The organism is Lacinutrix mariniflava (assembly GCF_001418015.1).
Taxonomy (GTDB): domain Bacteria; phylum Bacteroidota; class Bacteroidia; order Flavobacteriales; family Flavobacteriaceae; genus Lacinutrix; species Lacinutrix mariniflava.
On the sequence record NZ_LIQG01000026.1, the window covers coordinates 380,548 to 400,066 of the forward strand.

Here is a 19,519-nt window from a genome sequence, read left to right on the forward strand (position 1 = left end):
AATGATGCAATTAGTTTAAAGTATATCTCAGACCAAGAAAAATACGTCGCCCTTGATTTGGCCCATAAACATACGAAGGATCAAAAGTAAGCGCATAAGGATTATTAGCTGTTACTTGTGCGTTTCCTTGATTGTCAAACTGCACCTCTTCATCAAAAGGATCATCGGCTCTCGCAATTATAAATGGATTCCCTTTATTTGGCGTCCAATTTAAAATATTTTTTACACCACCATAAATTTCAAAATTATTAAAACCATCGTACGTAGCTTGAATGTTTTGAATACTCCATGTTGGCGAATATTCTTGTCTTGGATCTAGATCACCTAAAGTTGGTAATCGCATTGGACCATAAACGTTTCCTGTATAATCAAAAGTCAAATTTGTTGGATAATTTTTATAAGAAAACGACCAAGTACCTGTAAAGCGCTCTGTTAATATTTGCCTAGTTTTTACATGATTTTCTGTTTGATTAACGTCTTGAACCGTAATACCCAAACCTCCTGATATACCACTACCAAAAATAGCATCAACATTTAAACTAAAACCTTTTGAGACAGAAAAGCCATCTAAGTTATCGTAAATAATTTGATTTGGATTGGTGTCGTAATCTGGAATAATAGCATTAGAAAAATAAGTATACCATGCAGAAGCATCTATTGTAAATTGCATTGCATTTTTGGTGTATATTTTTTTTAAGTAATTAACATTTACATTAAACGATTGCTCTGGCTTAAGCTCCTCTTCAACGATAACATCTCGAGAACCTGTTAAGGCGGCATGCTCTTCGGTAAACAAGTTAACCACTCTAAATCCTGTTCCTGCATTTACCCTAAAGATATCATCGGCTGTTGGTTTATAACGGTATGCTACTCGTGGTGTTACAATAGAACCATGACGTTTATCGTAATCATAACGCAGTCCTAAAAGTACTTTTTGTTTTTTAGTTAAAGTAATTTCGTCTTGCACAAACACAGATGGAATTATAATATTATCGGCTTTTACGGTTGCTGTAGTATTATCGTTATAATAATTATAGCGTCCTGCAACGCCAAAAAGTAAATCATGATTTTTTAAAGGTTTATCCCAAGTTAACTGTCCGAAACCTATACGCTGTTGTGCTAAATAAGGCACATTACCATAAACCGAATTTTGGTCATGATCTGAATATGAAAACTGAAAAGTCATGTTTTCCTCTATTGGTAATTGATACTCTCCAAGCAACTCGTATCGTGTGGTGTAAATACTTTCACCATAAACCTCGTCTCCTCCTCTAAAACCTTTATTCCATTGTAGTTCTCCTCCCCAACGGTCTTCGTAAAAAAAACGTCCTGCAAGCGAAAATTTCTTTTTACTTTCTCTATTAAAACTCCATTTTTGAAATACCGAAATACGATCTTGCAACGTTAAGTCTGTAAAATTATCGTTGTTGTTATCTATTGGGTTATCATATTTAAAATAATTAGTACCAAACAAAAGCGTCGCTTTTTCTCCAACTTTTGTTTTAAAACCAATATCTGCATTTACTTCTCCCCAACCACTAACATAACTATCTGCAAAAACAATAGGCGCATGCTCTGGAAGTTTTGTAATTATATTTATTAAACCACCAACAGCTTCACTACCGTAAAGTGATGACGCTGGACCTTTTACAATTTCAATTTGTTCGATTAAAGAATTCGGAATTCCGGACAAACCATAAACAGTAGATAAACCGCTTACTATTGGCATACCATCGATTAAAACCAAAGTATAAGGCCCTTCTAGACCATTAATATGAATATCTCCAGTATTACAAACATTACAATTAAGCTGTGGTCTTACTCCGTTTACATTCTGAAGTGCTTCGAAAATGTTTGGCGTTGGATTCTTTTTTAAGAAAGCAGGTGTATACACCTCAACAGGCACCGGACTTTCTAAACGACTAACTGCTTTTAATGTTCCTGTTATTACAACTTCATTTAACGCTTGATTTTCTAGTAAATCGAAATTAACAATACTATTAACACTAGAAACAGTTATACTTTTTTTTCTTGAGTTAAAACCTGTAAACGAAGCGATAATTTTATACGCTCCTGAAGGTACATTTTTAATTTCGAAAGAACCATCCTCTTTGCTTGTTGTTCCTAAGGTTGTGCCTTGTAAGTAAACATTAGCATATGGTAGTGTTTCTCCTTCGGAAGTTATTACTCCAGAAATAGTGACTGTATTTTGGGCTTCACAAAACAAGCTTAAACAAAAAATAAAAGTAGTTATTAGTTTCATGAAATATATATTTTTTACAAATGTAAATAAAAATTTAGATTAATCTAAATATAAATTTTAGAAAATTATATTACTATATTTGTTTCTGTTATACAAACCTATGATTACACTTACTGAAGAAAATTACATTAAAGCTATTTATCACCTTGGAAAACAAGGTGTAGAAACGGTAAACACAAATGCTATTGCAGAAGCTTTGCAAACTAAAGCCTCTTCGGTAACAGATATGTTAAAGAAGTTAGCAGAGAAAGGTTATGCCGATTACATAAAATACCAAGGTGTAAATTTAACGCTAGAAGGTAAGAAAATTGCGATTGGCATTATTAGAAAACACCGTCTTTGGGAAGTGTTTTTAGTTGAAAAACTAAATTTTAAATGGGATGAAGTGCACCAAGTTGCTGAAGATTTAGAGCATATAAAATCTGAAAAACTAATTGACCAATTAGATGCTTATTTAAAACACCCAACTCACGATCCACATGGTGACCCAATACCAGATAGAGATGGAAATTTTAAGCAAATTGAAAAAATACTATTATCCCAAGCTACTTTAGGAAAAAAATACCAATGTGTTGGTGTAAAAGACACGTCTTCGGCTTTTTTAAATTATTTAGACGCTAATACTATCGCTTTAGGAACGGAAATTGTATTACTGCATAAAGAACCTTTTGATCAGTCTATTAAAATAAAAATTAATAGTCGCGAAATTACAGTCTCTCAAAATGTTGCAAAAAACCTATTTTTAAAAACTGTTTAATTATGAAATATTTACTTTCCGTTTTAGTCTTTTTCACCATTTTATTTTCGTTTGCTCAAGATTCGACAACGGTTAAAGTAAAAACGCCCAAAATTGTTTCAAAACTAATGTATGGTAAATCCATTACAGTAGACGATCTAGAACTTAAATTTGTAGCTGTAGAAAGCGATTCGCGTTGCCCAAAAGGTGTACAATGCGTTTGGGCTGGAGAAGCTGTTGTGCTTTTAGATGTTTTTAAAAACGGAAAGAAATTAGAGCAAAAACGTGTTATTATTTCCCCAACAAATTCATTAGTAAATAAAATTGGAAATGTTTTCTCTTCGGAAACACTTAAAGTTTCAGGTTTTAACATTGCTCCTTATCCTGAATATAGAAATAAAATTAAACCTGAAGATTACTATATCCAATTAGATATTAGTGAGTAATTGTTACTTAAATACAATAGAGAGACCTTATAATTTTAAAATTTGTGAGGTCTTTTTTATACGTTGAATATTCGCGTTAGGGATGGAACGGCATGTTTGAGCTCTTTTTTGTTTTTTTCAAAAAAAGCGAGTAGTGACAGCCTGTTAAAACGCCCAAAAAATTACAACACTGTACATGCTATTCTTTTTTAGAGCTATTTAGTGGCAGCCACAATCGTCTGTCCCACATGCTTTTTTAGATTTATTTTTCCAGAAATATTTCTTTACTAGAAATCCTACAGCAAAACTTAAGATTATTAAAACAATTATATTTTGAAGTGTTGTACTCATTTATTTTAGGAATTGAAATGCTATTAAAGCTACAATATATGCTATTGCAGTCATGATAGTAAATTGATAAACCGGCCATTTCCATGTATTAGTCTCTTTTTTTACAATAGCTAACGTACTCATGCATTGCATTGCAAAGGCATAAAATAAAAGTAAAGAAATACCTGAAGCAAAATTAAATAATGGACCTCCAAGAATAGGGTTTACCTCTCCTGCCATTCGGTTTTTTATAGTTTCTTCATCATCACTACCTACACTATAAATAGTGGCTAAAGTTCCTACAAAAACCTCTCGTGCTGCGAAAGAACTTATTAAGGCTACACCAATTTTCCAATCGTAACCTAAAGGTCTAATAGCTGGCTCAATTGCACGTCCTGTAATACCTATAAAGGAATATTCTAATTTATGTGAAGCGATTTTATGATCTAACTCATCGACAGTTAAATTGTCTTGCGCGTACTGTTCTGTTACAATACTCTCGGCATTATTAAACTGCTCTCCAGGCCCATAAGACGCCAATACCCAAAGTACTATTGAAATGGCTAGAATTATTTTTCCAGCACCAAAAATAAACGCCTTTGTTTTCTCTAAAACCGTAAGTGCTACATTTTTTAAAAGTGGCACTTTGTAGTTTGGCATTTCAACTACAAAAAAGGTTTTACTCTTAATTTTAAGGATTTTATTTAAGATCCAAGCAGAACCAACTGCCGCACCAAAACCTATGAGGTACAATAGCATTAATGTTAATGCTTTATAACTTATAAAACCTAGAATTTTACCTTCTGGTATTACTAACGAAATGATGATTAAATATACTGGTAAACGCGCTGCACAGGTTGTAAAAGGTGTTACTAAAATGGTAATTAAACGTTCTTTCCAGTTCTCTATATTTCGTGTTGCCATTATTGCAGGAATAGCACAAGCTGTTCCAGAAATTAAAGGCACAATACTTTTACCACTTAATCCAAAACGACGCATGATTCTGTCCATTAAAAACACGACACGACTCATGTAACCACTTTCTTCAAGTATGGCTATAAACAGGAATAGAAAGGCTATTTGAGGTATAAAGATAATAATTCCACCTAATCCCGAAATAATACCTTCGGCAATTAAATCTGTTACTTTCCCTCCTCCTGGAAATGTAGATTTTACCCAATTACTTAGTGAAGCAAAAGACGAATCTATCCAATCCATTGGAATACTAGACCAATCGTAAATGGCTTGAAAAATAGTTAAAAGGATTAAAAAGAAAATAAGGTAACCCCATACTTTATGCGTTAGAATACGATCTAACTTTGCACGAACATCTGTTGCTTGAGATGCGTCTATGGTTTGTCCTTTTTTAAGAACATTGTTTATAAACTGATACCGTTTTATGGTTTCTTTTTGCTGAAGTCTTTTTAAATCGCCTTTAGATTTTGTTTTAAAACTTGCAATAGCATCAAAATCTTTTCTATTTGTTTTACCAAAGTTTACATCCTGAGTAATAACCAACCATAGTTTGTATAATAATTGATTTGGAAATGCTTTGCGCAATCTACTAAAATACTCATCATCGATTGTTGAAGCATTTAAACAAGGCTTAACAGATAACTCTTTATAATTTATTATTTGCTGTTTTAAGTTATCAATACCCTCATTTTTACGCGTACTAATGACAGCTATTTTAGTTTCTAATTGCTGTTCTAAATACTCTATATCTAACGTAATACCTTTTCTACGCATTCTATCTGCCATGTTAACAATAAGCAAACAAGGTATTTCAAGATCTTTAATTTGTGTAAAAAGTAATAGGTTACGTTTTAGGTTTTCGACATCACTAACAACTACAGCAACATCCGGAAAATCCTTATCGTTTCTATTTAAAAGTAATTCTATAACTACGTTTTCATCTAACGATGAAGCATTTAAACTGTAGGTTCCTGGTAAATCTATAATATGCGCTTTTAGACCACGTGGTAGTTTACAGATACCTTCTTTTTTCTCTACAGTAATACCAGGATAGTTACCAACTTGTTGGTTTAAACCTGTAAGAGCATTAAAAACAGATGTTTTTCCGGTATTAGGATTTCCTATTAAGGCTACGTTTATTTGCTTACTCATCTATTCTATCTATTAAAATGTGAATAGCTGTTTCTTTTCTAATTGCTAAATGGCTTCCATTAATGTTTAAATATAATGGGTCCGAAAATGGCGCAACTTGTACTAACTCGACAAGATTACCAGGTAGGCAACCCATTTCAAGAAGTTTTAAAGGGATTAATGCTGAAGAAACATCAGTAATTATACCTTTTTCTCCGCGTTTTAAATGTGCTATTGTATGTTGCAAGCTTATTTAGATTGATTTTAAAGAAGCAAAAGTAAGAGAAAAAACTTAAGCTAAAAATTTAAAACCAAAAAACTATTAATTTTCCATACGTTTTAACTTTTCTATATCATTTAGAAGTTGAGATATAGCTTCTGGATCTGTACCATCGTAGAACCCACGAATTTGACGTTTTTTATCAATAAGCATGAAGTTTTCGGTATGTATCATATCGTATTTATCACCGTTACCTACAGATTTTACTGCTAAATAACTTTTTCTAGCCAGTTCATAGATTTGTTTTTTATCTCCTGTTACTAAATTCCACTTAGCATCGTTTACTCCTTTTTGTACTGCATACTTTTTAAGCTGCGCAACACTATCGATTACTGGAGTTACAGAATGTGATAGTAACATAATATCATTATCGTTAAGTATTTCCTTTTGAATATCTCCCATGTGACCTGTCATTATCGGACAAATAGTCTGGCAAGTGGTAAAAAAGAAATCGGCTACATAGATTTTATCTTTGTAATCCTTTTGGGTGATGGTTTCTCCGTTTTGGTTAGTTAAACTAAAATCTGCAATTTTATGGTATTTTTTCACATGCTGAATTGTACTGTCAACCAGGGTTACCTCTACATTACTAGGCTGATAAACTGGTAAAGGTTTTTCAACATTTAAAATGTTATATATAATGAAAACAATGATAGCTGAAAGGATAAAGAATCCAATCGCAAATTTTTTATAGTCTTTAAAAAAAGAAAGCATAAAAGAAGAATTAAGTCAATATCCTACAAAAATACAACCCAAACAATTCTTAAACCACTTTTTAGGCTCATAAATTGCTGTTAAAACGTAAAGCAATTAAGTAATGGCTTTTTAAATGAGAACTCATTTGCACATTTTCTATTTGCTAAAAAATTGTTCTTTTTAACTCAATTTTCGTCTTTTTATTACTCCGTAGCGATACTATGCAGCTCAAAAAAGGCAAAAACTGAGTTAAAAACTCCTAATTTTCGCTTAAACACAAAAAGTATAAACGAGTTCTAAGCCTAAATACTTACTTTTGGGCGTCATAAAAATGAATAGATAAACTACATGGGAATTATTATACAAATCTCTCAGTTTTTACTGGGTCTTTCACTATTAATCATACTTCACGAGCTTGGGCACTTTATACCAGCAAAATTATTTGGAACTAGAGTAGAGAAATTCTACTTATTTTTTGATGTAAAATTTTCTCTTTTTAAGAAAAAAATTGGAGAAACTGTCTACGGAATTGGATGGCTACCGCTTGGTGGATATGTTAAAATTTCTGGAATGATTGATGAAAGCATGGACACCGAAGCCATGAAAGAAGAACCAAAATCTTGGGAGTTTAGATCTAAACCAGCTTGGCAACGTTTAATTATTATGCTTGGAGGTGTAATTGTAAACTTTGTATTGGCTTATGTAATTTACTTTTTCTTGTCTTTTATTTATGGTGACAAAAATATTGATGCTACAAGTATTCAAGATGGTTATTTAGTTGAAAATCCGCTATTAACAGATTTAGGTTTTAAAACTGGTGATAATATTACTAAGGTTGGAGATTATGATGTTAACTATGTTTCTGATATTAAAGGAAACTTTATTGGTGCCAAAACTATTGAGTTTACAAGAGATGGTGTTAAGAAAGAAATTGCAATGCCTGTAGATTTTTTAGGTCAATTTTCAGACAGTAAAAGAAGAGATTTATTTGAAATGCGTTATCCTTTTATGATAGCTGAAGTACCAGATTCTTCTATAAATAAATCTGTGAACTTAAAACAATATGATGTTTTAACTAAAATTGGTCAAAATAAAATAAAATATTACGACCAGGCTGTTTCAATATTAGAGAATTATAAAGGTCAAACAATTGATGTAGAATTTCTAAGAGAAGATGTTGTTTTAAACGAAACTATAAAAGTTAGTAACGAAGGGAAAATAGAAGCAGTTCCTTATGGAAGAGTTGGTTCGGATTATATGCAGAAACTAGGTTATTACAATATGACAACTAAAGAATACTCTTTTGGAGAAAGTTTTAGTGGTGGATATAATAAGTTTACTGGACAAGTAGGTAAATACTTTGGACAACTTAAAGAAATAGGGAATCCTGAAACAGGTGCTTATAAAGGTGTAGGTGGTTTTTACGCCATTTTAAATGTTTTCCCTAATACTTGGAGCTGGCCAGTTTTTTGGAGCATTACAGCTTTCTTATCGATTATGTTAGGTGTACTTAACTTATTACCTATTCCTGCTTTAGATGGTGGACACGTTATGTTTTTATTATACGAAATGATCTCAGGACGTAAACCAAGTGATAAATTTATGGAGTATGCACAAACTGTAGGCTTCTTTATTTTAATAGGTTTAGTACTATTTGCCAACGGAAATGATATTTTTAAGGCAATTTTTAAATAAAAATTAAAAAAAGTTTTGCAGATACTAAAAAAGAATATATATTTGCGCTCGCAACAGCGAAAAACACTCCTCTTTAGCTCAGTTGGTTAGAGCATCTGACTGTTAATCAGAGGGTCCTTAGTTCGAGCCTAAGAAGAGGAGCAAGTTTACAGAAGCCACTAGAAATAGTGGCTTTTTTTATGGAAAATACCGTCTACATACTACATTCGATTAAACTTGATAAATTCTATACAGGTGAAACTGCCGACTTTAATACTAGAATAGAGTTTCATAAAAATGCTGAGTCTCGAAAATTTACCGCTAAAGCTAATGACTGGACTTTATTCTTGAAATTTCAATGCGAAAACAAAACAATTGCCAAAAAGATTGAACTACACATTAAAAAAATGAAAAGTAAAGTATACATCAAGAATCTAAAAAAGTATCCAGAAATTATCAGCAAACTAAAAGAAAAATATAAAAGTTAAGCAGAGTCCCGATAGCTATCGGGATTAGTTCGAGCCTAAGAAGAGGAGCAAGTTTACAGAAGCCACTAGAAATAGTGGCTTTTTTTATGGAACATACCGTCTACATACTACATTCGATTAAACTTGATAAATTCTATACAGGTGAAACTGCCGACTTTAATATTAGAATAGAGTTTCATAAAAATGCTGAGTCTCGAAAATTTACAGCTAAAGCTAACGACTGGACTTTATTCTTGAAATTTCAATGCGAAAACAAAACAATTGCCAAAAAGATTGAACTACACATTAAAAAAATGAAAAGTAAAGTATACATCAAGAATCTAAAAAAGTATCCAGAAATTATCAGCAAACTAAAAGAAAAATATAAAAGTTAAGCAGAGTCCCGATAGCTATCGGGATTAGTTCGAGCCTAAGAAGAGGAGCAAGTTTACAGAAGCCACTAGAAATAGTGGCTTTTTTTATGGAGTAAACTTTCACTCACTAACTGCTATATCTATACTTAGTCTTTAATAACAAAACATCATTAATTTTATTTCTTCACGATATAGAATAACAAGTCAAAACTTTAAGAAACTAATTATTAAAAAGAAGAGAATTTTAAATAACCTCAAACAATTTCCCTGGTAAAGGTCTAATTACACCTTTAAGTTCCATATTTAATAACAAACCAGCGATTTTAAAAGTAGGCATATTACAGTTTAGTGCAATAATATCAAGCATTACCTTATCATTATCTTTAAGGTAATTATAAATTACTTTTTCGTTATCGTCAAGCTCTACAAACAATTGCTTTTGTATTACCGGTTTTTTACTGTCTTCTAATTGCCAATTAAGTATATAAGGCACATCTAAAGGTGTCGATAATAAGTGTGCTCTTTGTTGTTTTATTAAATTGTTACATCCAACACTTTGCGAATCTGTTGTGCGACCAGGAACCGCAAATACATCGCGATTATAAGAGTTTGCAATATCTGCAGTAACAAGACTACCTCCCTTTACGGCAGATTCTACAACTATAGTTGCTTCGCTAATACCAGCAATAATACGATTACGTTTTAAAAAATTATTTCTATCAAAATTAGCAGTACTCCAAAAATCGGTATAGAAACCTCCATTATTCTCTACCTCTGCCATATATTTTTTATGTGTTTTTGGATAGATTTGATTTAAACCATGAGCTAAACAACCAATAGTTTGCAAGTTGTGTTTTATGGCTGCTTTATGTGCTGTAATATCTGTACCATACGCAAAACCAGAAACAATTACAGGATCGTAAATAGCAAGCTCTTCCACTAACTTCTCACAAAAAGCAATACCGGAAGTTGTTATTTTTCTTGCACCAACAATACTAATAATGTGCTTTTTGTTTAGATCTATATTTCCTGCTTCAAAAAGTAAAATAGGACTATCAATACAGTGTTTTAATCTTTCAGGATAAGAATCTGAATTAAAGTAGTGTGTTTTTAAACCTTCAGCTTTAATAAATTTAAGTTCATTTTCTGCTGCTTCGAAATGGTTTCGGCTAAACAAATCGGAAATAGTAACACTACCAATGCCATCTATTTTTAAGAGGTTTTGTTTCTTCTCTTTAAGCACAGCTTCGGCAGAACCGCAATGAGATATGAGTTTTTTTGCCGTTACATCACCAATTTTAATGACATTTTGTAGCGCTAATATGTAAAGCAAGTCGTTTTCTGTCATTTTATCTAATTGATTTTGAGACTACAATAAAAGAATTTTAACGGTGTTAATAACTAATAGAGCCTACATTTTTATGGGTAATAAAAAATCTTAACTTTGTTTCTATGCAATTAGAGACTTACATAAGCGATTTATTATACCGTTACGAATGTGTTACTGTACCTGAGTTTGGTGCTTTTTTATCACAACGCGTATCTGCAACTGTTCACGAAACTACAAATGCTTTTTATCCGCCAAAAAAACGATTATCGTTTAACGAGCAAATACAAACTAACGATGGTTTATTAGCACGTTATATTGCTGATGTAGAAAAAATACCATTTGAAGCAGCTACCGAAAAAATCGCAAAACGCGTAAAATCTCTTAAGTCTAATTTAACTGAAGGTAAAACACTTTCTTTCGAAAATATTGGTGATTTAAAACTCAATACCGAAGCTAAAATTGAGTTTAACCCAAGTTACCACTTAAACTACTTAACTGATGCTTTTGGTTTATCTCAATTAGTTTCTCCTGCTGTAACACGTGAAGTTTACAAGGAAGAAGTTGAAGCGATTGAAAAAGTAATTCCGTTAACAATTACTCAAGAAAGCCGTAAAACAAAGCCTTATCTTAAGTATGCTGCTATTGCTTTAATTGCATTAACGATTACAGGTTTGGTTTCTGGTAGTAATTATGTAAATACTATTGAGTCTCAAAATCAAATTGCACAAGAAGAAGCCAATACACAGTTAGAAACCAAAATTCAGGAAGCTACTTTTATTATTAGTAATCCATTGCCTGCTGCAACATTAAATGTAAGTAAGCAATCTGGAAACTACCATATTGTTGCTGGTGCTTTTAGAGTAGAAGACAATTGTCTTAAAAAAGTAGCACAACTAAAAGAACAAGGTTTTAAAGCTAGAAAAATTGGTGTTAATAAATATGGATTACATCAAGTTGCTTACGGAAGCTTTAACGATAGAAACGAAGCTATAAACATGCTAAATTCTATTCGTAAAAACGAAAACGAAGCTGCTTGGTTATTAGTTAATGACTTAAACTAAATACACTTTCTCTTAATATTTCCTAAAATTTAAGGCTGAACCTTTAAATCGGCTTACCTTTGCATTTTACAAAAAGACCCTCATTTTCATGAGAACAAATTTTTAAATAAAATTGATGGAAGCAAGAACAGCAAAAGAATCAAGAACAATAATGACTGATATGGTTTTACCTGGTGAAACCAATCCAATTAACAACCTTTTTGGTGGTGAGTTATTGGCTAGAATGGATCGTGCTGCAGGTATTAGTGCGCGTCGTCATTCTAGACGTGTTGTTGTTACCGCATCTGTTAATCACGTTGCTTTTAATCGCGCCATTCCTTTAGGGAGTGTTGTAACTGTAGATGCAAAAGTATCTCGCGCTTTTACAAGCTCTATGGAGATTTACATAGATGTTTGGATAGAAGACAGAGAATCTGGCGTAAAAGCGAAAGCTAATGAAGCCATATATACTTTTGTTGCAGTAGATGAAACCGGAAGACCTATTCGAGTACCAGAATTAATTCCAGAAACTAAAGAAGAGATTGAGCGTTTTGAAGGTGCCTTAAGACGTAAACAATTAAGTTTAGTTTTAGCAGGAAAAATGAAACCTCATGATGCGACTGAGTTGAAGGCGATTTTTGAGTAGGTTCTGTTTACAAAGCTTAACGGCTTAAGCTAAAATGTTTAATGCTCTGCGATATTTGTAACTTCGCAGTTATAATATAAAAATCAGATTTCTTGTTTTGGTGCGAAGTTACAAACTTCGCAAATCGCAGTCATAGTAAAACTAAAATGGTAGTTTATCCCAAACACATTTCACACAATTTAATAGACTATCTGGTACTGGCTTATGCAAATACAACTCACTATATTTAGGTTTTTCATTACTGTATTTAACTAAAAACATCTTACCTATATACTTTTCTTGAATTGGTTATTAGCATAAAACGCGTATCTAAAACTATTAGATACTTTTGCTCCGCTATTAAGATTCGTAATAGTACCAATACTATACCTTACATTTCCTTTTAAATGATCTTTTCTATCTTTATGAAATAAATACATAGAAAAAAGGATAAAGAGAAGAACAGATGTAAAAATTAAATTTAATTTTTACATCTAAGTATCATAACTATCCAAAGTAGCACTTCATGTTTTTATTTAATTTCAAGAGATTACTGCCTTCGCAGGAATGTTACATCTTAAAAATCCAACTAGAAGGATTCTGAGTTTTATTATCCTTATCTATTCTAAATTTTAAAACGGTTTCACCAGTTGTAGGATTAGTAAAAACCTCTCCAATTTCCTGTTTAGTTGTTACTTTATCGCCAGTCTTAACAAATATTTTACCAAGATTTTGGTATGTAGTAATATAATTACCATGCTTTACCATTACAATAGGATTACTACGTTTAGGTTTTAAAATACCCATAACTTCTCCATTAAAAACAGCCCTTACTTTTGCTCCTTTTTCCGTAGAAATTCTAACACCATTACTATTAATAGTTAAGTTTCTATCTACAGGAGACGGTTGCTTACCATAGCGCAGTTTTACCACACCTTTTTCTACTGGCCAAGGTAATTTACCTTTACTCCCTAAAAAGTCTGCTGCAAGCGCCTTTGCTTCTGCTGTTAATGCAAAACCCTTAGATTTTGTTGTTGTTTTAGCACCCGCTTTTTTATTAGAGGCTGCAATAGCATCTCTAATTAACTTATCTATCTGCCCATCTATTCTTCTTGCTTCTTTTTCTTTAGCTTTAATTTGAGCTGTGTATTTATTTAAATCCTTTTTAATGGACGCCATAATAACTTCGTGCTGCTTACGCTCAATTTCTAGCGTTTTTTGTTCTTTTTTATTTTCTGAAATTAGTTTGCTCTTTGCTTCTTTTTGAACTAATAGATTGGTGTTTGCTTCTTGAAGCGCAATGGTTTTAACCTTTATTTTATCGGCTTGTTCTTTTTGATAATCTGCATATTGATTTAAATACTGAACACGTTTGTAAGCTTGTTTAAAATTATTTGCAGACAGTAAAAACATAATACGACTTTGCTTGTTTTTATTCTTGTATGCTTTTTGAAGCATTTTAGCATAGCCGTCTTTTAAAACTGTTAACTCATCGCGATTTGCTGTAATTTGTTTTTGATTGGTGTTAATTTCGCGTGTTAATAAATTAGCTTGTTGATTGGTTACTTTTATAAGATTCTCACGAACACTAACCTTATGGTTCAGGTCTTCTATTTGAGAAATTTGTGATTTTTTTTTAGATTGATTTGAAGATAATAATTTATTTATCTGTTGGATCTCTCTTGATAATTCCAATCGCCTCGCTTCTAGCTCCTTTTGCTTTCCGCTTTGCGCAAAGACAAGAGCACTGCAAAAAAATAGCAAACTAAAAACTAATAATTTATGTTGAAAATTGGTCATTATTTTAATTCTATTTTGTCGTAACCTGAAGGAATCTTAAACGGAAACCTAAGGCTTTGGTTTAACTCTATACCTTTGTACTCAAGGTCTATTATTAATTGGTCTTCATTTTCTAACGCAAGAATTTTTATGCGTTCTGGAAGAATTTCTTTATCCACGTTTTGATACGCTAAATAATCTATTTTAAGTAAACGTTTGTTTTTAGATTGTGCTATTTCTTGAGAATCCATTTTAAAATGCGTTGGATTAAAAAGTAAAAATAACTCGAATAAATCGTTTTGTTTTTTAGGTTGTAGCATATAAGATTTCTCGAAAACTGAAGCCTCGTAATCCTTTGTATTTGGATTAAAAATTGGCTCTCCTAAAAGGAGTGCTTGCACTTTATTAAAATCGAGATCGGTTCCTAATAATTCGCTTAAATAAGTAAAATCACCATCAAAATAGGTTCCATCTAATTTATTATAAAAGGCAACTCTATTTGGTGTAATTAAGGCTTTTACAATACCTAGTTTACTCATCCAAATCATTTTATCTTTCTCCATCCTTAAAGACACAGAAACAGATTGTGATTTCTTACCATCGGTAGATTCAATTTTTAATCTAGCGCTAAGCATTTTAAATTCAGAATTACTTTTCGCGTTATTCTTTATTATCTGTTTTGAAGAAAGATTAGCATTTAAGGTTCCGTTCTCTGTAATAGTTTTTGCAGAGTTACAACTTACCAAACCAATACAAAGCACAAGTATTAGCGAAACTATTTGAGGTCTAAATTTCATTTAATTTGGGATTTCTAACTTTATAGCTTTATCACTAAACGTTTTTGCTTTCGCTAAATTGTTTAAACCAGTATAAGCTTTACTAAGCTGCTTGTAAAAATCGGCTTCCATTTTTGCATCATCTATAATATAATCGAGTCCAATTTCGAGAGTTTCTATTGCATCATTAAACTTTTCTAATTGATTTAAAGCAACGCCATTAATAAGATAAAGCACTGGTTGCGAAGGATATTTTTCTAGACCTTCACTACTTTTTTGTTCTGCTTTATCAAACTCTTTTAAGTCAATATGTAATAAAATAATATTTCTTAATATTCCAAAATTATCAGGTTCAATAGCTTGAGCTTTTACATAATACCCAATAGCACTAGCTTTGTCATCATTAGCTAAATAATATTGAGCAATTTCAATAAATGTTTTAGCATCAGCGGCACTTTCACTAACCAAAGAAGTAATATCTACTAAATCTTTTTCGTATTCCGGATTCTTACCTACAAAGGTTACAAAATCTGTTAACACTTTTAGTTTAGCCTCTGGTTTTATTTGTCTACTACTTAAAACCACTTTCATCGATTTTATAGCCATCTCTGCATCATTATCATCTAAATAAAACTTGTATAATGCTAGATGTACCAATTGCGATTCTGGATGCACTTCTAAGAGTTTCTTCGCCGTTTCAAATGCTTTTTTTGTATCGTTACTCTCACTATACCTAAAGATTAAAGCCAAGTAATTTTTTTCAGCATCTGGATTCTCATCTACCCGTGCTTCAAGATTTTTTATTTGCTGCTTTTTTTGTCCTGTAACGTTATAAATCTGATTTCTTAAACGGTCTCTTTCATCTGAAGTTCCTATTTCTTCATCTAAATCATCAAGTACTCTTATTGCTTCCTTATATTTTTTAGTTCTTACATATAATGAAGCTAAATCTTCTTTATAATCCGGATGATATTTTACCAATTGCTTGATAGTTTTTATCGCTTTATCGTAGTCTTTTTGCTGTGCATAACTTTCGTAAAGCTCGTCTAAATACCACTCGTTATCAGGCTCTTTACTTACCGCTTCTTTAAGCGCATCTTCTGCAGCACCAAAGTTTTTAAGCTTATTGTAATTTTTACCTAATTCAAAATACAAAATAGATCGCGAATCGTCCATTTCAATACACTTCTGTAATGCATTAATGGCTTTATCGTAGTTTTCTATTGCTTTTTCTTTAAGTGCTTCGTAAAAAAGTTCTTGAAATTCATCTGATACATTTCCTAAATCATCATCTGGTGCTGCATTAAAATCTACTTGCGCAGAAACAGCTACCGGAAATAGGAGTATTCCGAAGACAAAAAATAATATATAGCTTAGTTTATTCATATTTATTTCCCTTGAAAAAGGGAATCTTTACATTTTAAAGATGAATCAATCAAAATTTATTCCAAATCTAAATTATTCTAATTGATTCAAAAGATTCCTGTCTGCGCAGGAACTAGGTTATTCTAAAATAGAATAATCACCAATACTAATTTTAGTAAATTTCCCATCGTACTTAACGTGGTTACCAATCATTGCTTCGTCTAAATTAGCGTTTTTAATTATTGTCTCGTTCTGAATAAGACTATTTTTAATTGTACTATCTTCAATAACACAGTTGTTTCCAATAGAAACGTTTGGTCCAATTGTAGCGTTTTTTAAAATAACATTCTCACCAATATAACAAGGCTCAATAATGTTTGAGTTTTCATTTTTTATTGAATCTGCTAATAACTTCTCTTCTCCATCTGCTTTTAAGAAACCTAACATACGTTGGTTAGTTTCTAGAGTTACTGCTTTATTTCCACAGTCCATCCACTCGCTAACCTCACCTGTTTTAAACACCTTCCCATTAGCCATCATGCCTTTAATACCATCGTTAATTTGGTATTCTCCGCCATTAATAATGTTATTATCTAGTACTTTTTGCAATTGATCTTTTAAATATGAAACCTCTTTAAAATAGTAAATTCCAATAACTGCTAAATCACTAACAAACTGCTCTGGCTTTTCTACAAGCTCTACAATTTCTTTATTGTCATTTAATTTAACAACACCATAAGCTTCTGGTTGATCCACCTGTTTTACCCAAATAACAGCATCTGCTTCTGGATCTAAGTTAAAATCTGCACGAATTAACGTATCTGCATAAGCAATAACAGCTGGTCCAGACAGCGACTCTTTAGCACACATAATGGCATGACCAGTTCCTAACGGTTGGTCTTGTCTATAAATGGAAGCTTTTGCACCTAAGCTTGTAGCTAGTTCTTTTAAACTTGATACAACATCGTCTCCAAACCAAGCGGGATCACCTAAAACAAAGGCAATCTCTTCTATTGGTTGGTTTAATACTTTTACAATATCTTTTACTAAACGATGTACAATAGGTTGTCCTGCAACAGGAATTAATGGTTTTGGTACTGTTAAACTATGTGGACGCAGTCGAGAACCTCGTCCTGCCATTGGTACTATTATTTTCATATTAATTGCCTGCAAAAGCAGGTGTTTTTTAAATTAAACTTTATTTAACTTCTACCTACACGTTTTTAGAACGTGTTAGTAGTTTTTATTTTCTACTTCACTCCTGTACTTCCAAAACCACCTTCTCCTCTGTCGGTTTTAGATAGTGTTTCTACTTCTAACCATTCTGTTCTTTCATGTTTAGCAATTACTAGTTGTGCAATACGTTCTCCGTTTTCGATGGTAAATTCTTCCGAAGATAAATTAACTAAAATCACGCCTACTTCACCTCTATAATCTGCATCAACCGTTCCTGGAGCATTAAGCACTGTAACGCCTTTTTTTATTGCTAGACCACTTCTTGGTCTTACTTGAGCTTCTATGCCAATTGGCAGCTCTAAAAACAGCCCTGTTGGTACGATTGTGCGCTCCAAAGGTTTTAATATAATACTCTCTTCTATATTAGCCCTTAAATCCATTCCTGCAGAAGCAATGGTTTCGTAATGCGGTAAAGCGTGAGCAGATTTATTTATTATTTTTATTTGCATGGTTACTTTCCGCATAAGCGGTATTGCTTTTAAATTATGTATTTATTACTGATAGTCTTCGCTTTTCTCTCAATGACAAATTACTTACTTTTTAAAATTTGAATAATTTCCTTTTTTTCAAGCTGAAAAACGATGCCTAAAAATACAATTAATGCTCCAATTCCAATAACATAATTACCTCTAAATTGATAGAAATACAACATAGAGAATAGTGTTGAAAGTCCAAAGTAAAGTACTATCTTTTTAAAATTATATGGGATTGGATAGTATTTTCTACCGAAGTAAAAAGATAACAACATCATTATTGCATAAGCAGAAAGTGTAGCAATAGCTGAGCCTTTAAATCCAATTTTAGGAATTAAAATATAATTTAAAACCAGTGTTATTATTGCTCCAAATATAGAAATGTATGCACCAAATTTAGTGCGATCTGTAATTTTATACCAAACAGAAAGGTTGTGATATATTCCTAAACAAAAGTTTGCAAGAAGAATAAAAGGAACAATCCACATGGCTTCATAATACGCTTCACTTTTAATAATAAAAGGTTTTATAACATCGGCAAATACCACAACAGACAAGAAAATTACGGACCCAAAAGCAACGAAATACTCTAATATTTTTGCATAATTTTTTTGAGGATTTTCTGTTTTTGAATGACTAAAAAAATAAGGCTCTATGCCTAAACGGAAAGCAGTTGCAAACAAAGTCATAAATAAGGCTAGCTTGTAACATGCAGAGTACATACCGACTTGTTCGTCTGCTATGTTTTCTGGCAGTAGTTTTTCTAAAAGAATACGGTCGAAGGTTTCATTAACAGAATAGGCTATACCTGCAATTAAAACAGGCATAGCGTAACGCATCATTTTCTTCCACAATTCTGTATCAAATTTAAATTTAATTTTGACGTAAAATGGAAGTAACAACAGTAATGTAATAGCACTTGCTATAATAAGAGAAATAAATATATAACTGATCTCAAAATTTGGTTTATAAATACTGTTAAAAAGAGAATTGTTTTCAGCCAAATCCTTTAAATACAATAGCAGAAAAATATTAAGACCTAAATTAATAGCAACGTTTACTAATTTAATAATAGCGTAGCGCATTGGTTTTCCCGTTGCACGTAACCACGAAAAAGGAACGATTACTAATGCGTCTAAAAGTAGAACTATAAACACTAAATTTAAGTATTTAAGATCTATACTTATAAGTGATGAAATTTGATTTCTAAAAAGAAAAGCGCCACCTAATAAAGCAAAAGAGCTTACTATTATAGAAATAGCCGATGTGCTTGTTACCTTATCTTGGTTATCGTTTTTATTAAAAAACCTAAAAAATGCAGTTTCCATTCCATAAGCTAGAACAACATTAAACAATACAAAATAGGCAAATATAAAAGATACACGACCATACTCTGCAGTAGATAATACTTCTGGATCCGTGTAAAGTGGCACCAAAATAAAGCTCAACATTCGTGGTAACACAGTGGCTAGACCATAAATAAATGTTTGCTTAAAAAGAGATTTAAATCCGCTCAAATTGGTGTGAAATAATTACTATAAATG

At 32.0% G+C, this 19,519-nt stretch carries 20 protein-coding genes and 1 tRNA gene; 8 read left to right on the forward strand and 13 right to left on the reverse strand.

Translation table 11 applies throughout. The features are described 5' to 3' along the window. Window positions 1-10 precede the first annotated feature (10 nt). Window positions 11-2,263 (reverse strand): TonB-dependent receptor, encoded by a 2,253-nt coding sequence (locus ASC44_RS08655; RefSeq protein ID WP_055447203.1) that lies wholly within the window; start codon window positions 2,261-2,263, stop codon window positions 11-13. A gap of 100 nt (window positions 2,264-2,363) precedes the next feature. Between ASC44_RS08655 and ASC44_RS08660 the strand changes: the two genes are divergently transcribed. Together ASC44_RS08660 and ASC44_RS08665 are read left to right on the forward strand one after the other, a co-directional pair. After that, window positions 2,364-3,020: a metal-dependent transcriptional regulator gene (locus ASC44_RS08660; protein ID WP_055447204.1), complete on the forward strand. Its 657-nt coding sequence runs from the start codon at window positions 2,364-2,366 to the stop codon at window positions 3,018-3,020. A gap of 2 nt (window positions 3,021-3,022) precedes the next feature. Next, window positions 3,023-3,445 carry a hypothetical protein gene (locus ASC44_RS08665; protein ID WP_055447205.1) on the forward strand — a complete coding sequence of 141 codons (423 nt, stop codon included), beginning with the start codon at window positions 3,023-3,025 and terminating at the stop codon, window positions 3,443-3,445. A 198-nt stretch (window positions 3,446-3,643) separates the two neighbouring features. Here the strand turns inward: ASC44_RS08665 and ASC44_RS17905 are convergent, their stop codons facing one another. The 4 genes from ASC44_RS17905 to ASC44_RS08680 form a co-directional block, all read right to left on the reverse strand. Then, window positions 3,644-3,775, reverse strand: a complete 132-nt coding sequence (locus tag ASC44_RS17905; protein WP_152973300.1) for a FeoB-associated Cys-rich membrane protein — start codon at window positions 3,773-3,775, stop codon at window positions 3,644-3,646. Further along, entirely contained in the window at window positions 3,776-5,881 is a 2,106-nt protein-coding gene (gene feoB / locus ASC44_RS08670; RefSeq protein WP_055447206.1) for a ferrous iron transport protein B, read from the reverse strand. It lies immediately after the preceding gene. Further along, complete coding sequence (locus ASC44_RS08675) at window positions 5,874-6,107, reverse strand: FeoA family protein (RefSeq protein WP_055447207.1); 234 nt, start codon at window positions 6,105-6,107, stop codon at window positions 5,874-5,876. The genes feoB and ASC44_RS08675 overlap by 8 nt, the downstream gene beginning before the upstream one ends. 75 nt (window positions 6,108-6,182) lie before the next feature. Then, complete coding sequence (locus tag ASC44_RS08680) at window positions 6,183-6,854, reverse strand: SCO family protein (protein ID WP_055447208.1); 672 nt, start codon at window positions 6,852-6,854, stop codon at window positions 6,183-6,185. A 330-nt stretch (window positions 6,855-7,184) separates the two neighbouring features. On the opposite strand from ASC44_RS08680, the gene rseP reads away from it, so the two are divergent. From rseP to ASC44_RS08700, 4 genes are all read left to right on the forward strand, one after another. Then, a complete protein-coding gene (gene rseP / locus ASC44_RS08685; protein WP_055447209.1) occupies window positions 7,185-8,531 on the forward strand; it encodes an RIP metalloprotease RseP in 1,347 nt (448 codons plus the stop codon). Between the two features lie 67 nt (window positions 8,532-8,598). Next, window positions 8,599-8,672: transfer RNA gene (locus ASC44_RS08690), tRNA-Asn, on the forward strand. A 38-nt stretch (window positions 8,673-8,710) separates the two neighbouring features. Further along, window positions 8,711-8,998, forward strand: coding sequence for a GIY-YIG nuclease family protein (locus ASC44_RS08695; protein ID WP_055447210.1), 288 nt, complete (start codon window positions 8,711-8,713; stop codon window positions 8,996-8,998). Window positions 8,999-9,084: 86 nt separating this feature from the next. Beyond that, window positions 9,085-9,372 (forward strand): GIY-YIG nuclease family protein, encoded by a 288-nt coding sequence (locus tag ASC44_RS08700; RefSeq protein ID WP_055447211.1) that lies wholly within the window; start codon window positions 9,085-9,087, stop codon window positions 9,370-9,372. A 223-nt stretch (window positions 9,373-9,595) separates the two neighbouring features. On the opposite strand, the gene dprA is transcribed toward ASC44_RS08700, so the two are convergent. Continuing rightward, the gene (gene dprA, locus ASC44_RS08705) at window positions 9,596-10,699 is read right to left on the reverse strand and encodes a DNA-processing protein DprA (RefSeq protein WP_055447212.1); all 1,104 of its coding nucleotides are present in this window, start codon (window positions 10,697-10,699) and stop codon (window positions 9,596-9,598) included. Between the two features lie 104 nt (window positions 10,700-10,803). Here dprA and ASC44_RS08710 point away from each other — a divergent pair, with 104 nt between their 5' ends. Then, the gene (locus ASC44_RS08710) at window positions 10,804-11,742 is read left to right on the forward strand and encodes an HU domain-containing protein (protein WP_055447213.1); all 939 of its coding nucleotides are present in this window, start codon (window positions 10,804-10,806) and stop codon (window positions 11,740-11,742) included. A 115-nt stretch (window positions 11,743-11,857) separates the two neighbouring features. Then, window positions 11,858-12,367, forward strand: coding sequence for an acyl-CoA thioesterase (locus tag ASC44_RS08715; RefSeq protein ID WP_055447214.1), 510 nt, complete (start codon window positions 11,858-11,860; stop codon window positions 12,365-12,367). A 266-nt stretch (window positions 12,368-12,633) separates the two neighbouring features. Here ASC44_RS08715 and ASC44_RS18045 read toward each other — a convergent pair whose 3' ends face one another. From ASC44_RS18045 to ASC44_RS08745, 7 genes are all read right to left on the reverse strand, one after another. Then, a complete protein-coding gene (locus tag ASC44_RS18045; RefSeq protein WP_161805010.1) occupies window positions 12,634-12,786 on the reverse strand; it encodes a hypothetical protein in 153 nt (50 codons plus the stop codon). A 130-nt stretch (window positions 12,787-12,916) separates the two neighbouring features. Beyond that, window positions 12,917-14,146, reverse strand: a complete 1,230-nt coding sequence (locus ASC44_RS08720; RefSeq protein WP_055447215.1) for a murein hydrolase activator EnvC family protein — start codon at window positions 14,144-14,146, stop codon at window positions 12,917-12,919. Then, window positions 14,146-14,922: a lipoprotein insertase outer membrane protein LolB1 gene (lolB1, locus tag ASC44_RS08725; RefSeq protein WP_055447216.1), complete on the reverse strand. Its 777-nt coding sequence runs from the start codon at window positions 14,920-14,922 to the stop codon at window positions 14,146-14,148. The genes ASC44_RS08720 and lolB1 overlap by 1 nt, the downstream gene beginning before the upstream one ends. After that, window positions 14,923-16,287, reverse strand: coding sequence for a tetratricopeptide repeat protein (locus tag ASC44_RS08730; RefSeq protein ID WP_055447217.1), 1,365 nt, complete (start codon window positions 16,285-16,287; stop codon window positions 14,923-14,925). Window positions 16,288-16,404: 117 nt separating this feature from the next. Next, on the reverse strand, window positions 16,405-17,424 hold the full coding sequence (locus ASC44_RS08735; protein WP_055447218.1) for a sugar phosphate nucleotidyltransferase: 1,020 nt from the start codon (window positions 17,422-17,424) through the stop codon (window positions 16,405-16,407). Window positions 17,425-17,516: 92 nt separating this feature from the next. Continuing rightward, window positions 17,517-17,951 carry a dUTP diphosphatase gene (dut, locus tag ASC44_RS08740; protein ID WP_055447219.1) on the reverse strand — a complete coding sequence of 145 codons (435 nt, stop codon included), beginning with the start codon at window positions 17,949-17,951 and terminating at the stop codon, window positions 17,517-17,519. An 80-nt stretch (window positions 17,952-18,031) separates the two neighbouring features. Continuing rightward, window positions 18,032-19,492 carry an oligosaccharide flippase family protein gene (locus ASC44_RS08745; protein WP_055447220.1) on the reverse strand — a complete coding sequence of 487 codons (1,461 nt, stop codon included), beginning with the start codon at window positions 19,490-19,492 and terminating at the stop codon, window positions 18,032-18,034. Window positions 19,493-19,519 lie beyond the last annotated feature (27 nt).

Coding starts and splice junctions, on each gene's coding strand:
- ASC44_RS08655 (WP_055447203.1), bottom strand. CDS start 2,263: ATGAAACTAATAACTACTTTTATTTTTTGTTTAAGCTTGTTTTGTGAA.
- ASC44_RS08660 (WP_055447204.1), top strand. CDS start 2,364: ATGATTACACTTACTGAAGAAAATTACATTAAAGCTATTTATCACCTT.
- ASC44_RS08665 (WP_055447205.1), top strand. CDS start 3,023: ATGAAATATTTACTTTCCGTTTTAGTCTTTTTCACCATTTTATTTTCG.
- ASC44_RS17905 (WP_152973300.1), bottom strand. CDS start 3,775: ATGAGTACAACACTTCAAAATATAATTGTTTTAATAATCTTAAGTTTT.
- feoB (WP_055447206.1), bottom strand. CDS start 5,881: ATGAGTAAGCAAATAAACGTAGCCTTAATAGGAAATCCTAATACCGGA.
- ASC44_RS08680 (WP_055447208.1), bottom strand. CDS start 6,854: ATGCTTTCTTTTTTTAAAGACTATAAAAAATTTGCGATTGGATTCTTT.
- rseP (WP_055447209.1), top strand. CDS start 7,185: ATGGGAATTATTATACAAATCTCTCAGTTTTTACTGGGTCTTTCACTA.
- ASC44_RS08695 (WP_055447210.1), top strand. CDS start 8,711: ATGGAAAATACCGTCTACATACTACATTCGATTAAACTTGATAAATTC.
- ASC44_RS08700 (WP_055447211.1), top strand. CDS start 9,085: ATGGAACATACCGTCTACATACTACATTCGATTAAACTTGATAAATTC.
- dprA (WP_055447212.1), bottom strand. CDS start 10,699: ATGACAGAAAACGACTTGCTTTACATATTAGCGCTACAAAATGTCATT.
- ASC44_RS08710 (WP_055447213.1), top strand. CDS start 10,804: ATGCAATTAGAGACTTACATAAGCGATTTATTATACCGTTACGAATGT.
- ASC44_RS08715 (WP_055447214.1), top strand. CDS start 11,858: ATGGAAGCAAGAACAGCAAAAGAATCAAGAACAATAATGACTGATATG.
- ASC44_RS18045 (WP_161805010.1), bottom strand. CDS start 12,786: ATGTATTTATTTCATAAAGATAGAAAAGATCATTTAAAAGGAAATGTA.
- ASC44_RS08720 (WP_055447215.1), bottom strand. CDS start 14,146: ATGACCAATTTTCAACATAAATTATTAGTTTTTAGTTTGCTATTTTTT.
- lolB1 (WP_055447216.1), bottom strand. CDS start 14,922: ATGAAATTTAGACCTCAAATAGTTTCGCTAATACTTGTGCTTTGTATT.
- ASC44_RS08730 (WP_055447217.1), bottom strand. CDS start 16,287: ATGAATAAACTAAGCTATATATTATTTTTTGTCTTCGGAATACTCCTA.
- ASC44_RS08735 (WP_055447218.1), bottom strand. CDS start 17,424: ATGAAAATAATAGTACCAATGGCAGGACGAGGTTCTCGACTGCGTCCA.
- dut (WP_055447219.1), bottom strand. CDS start 17,951: ATGCAAATAAAAATAATAAATAAATCTGCTCACGCTTTACCGCATTAC.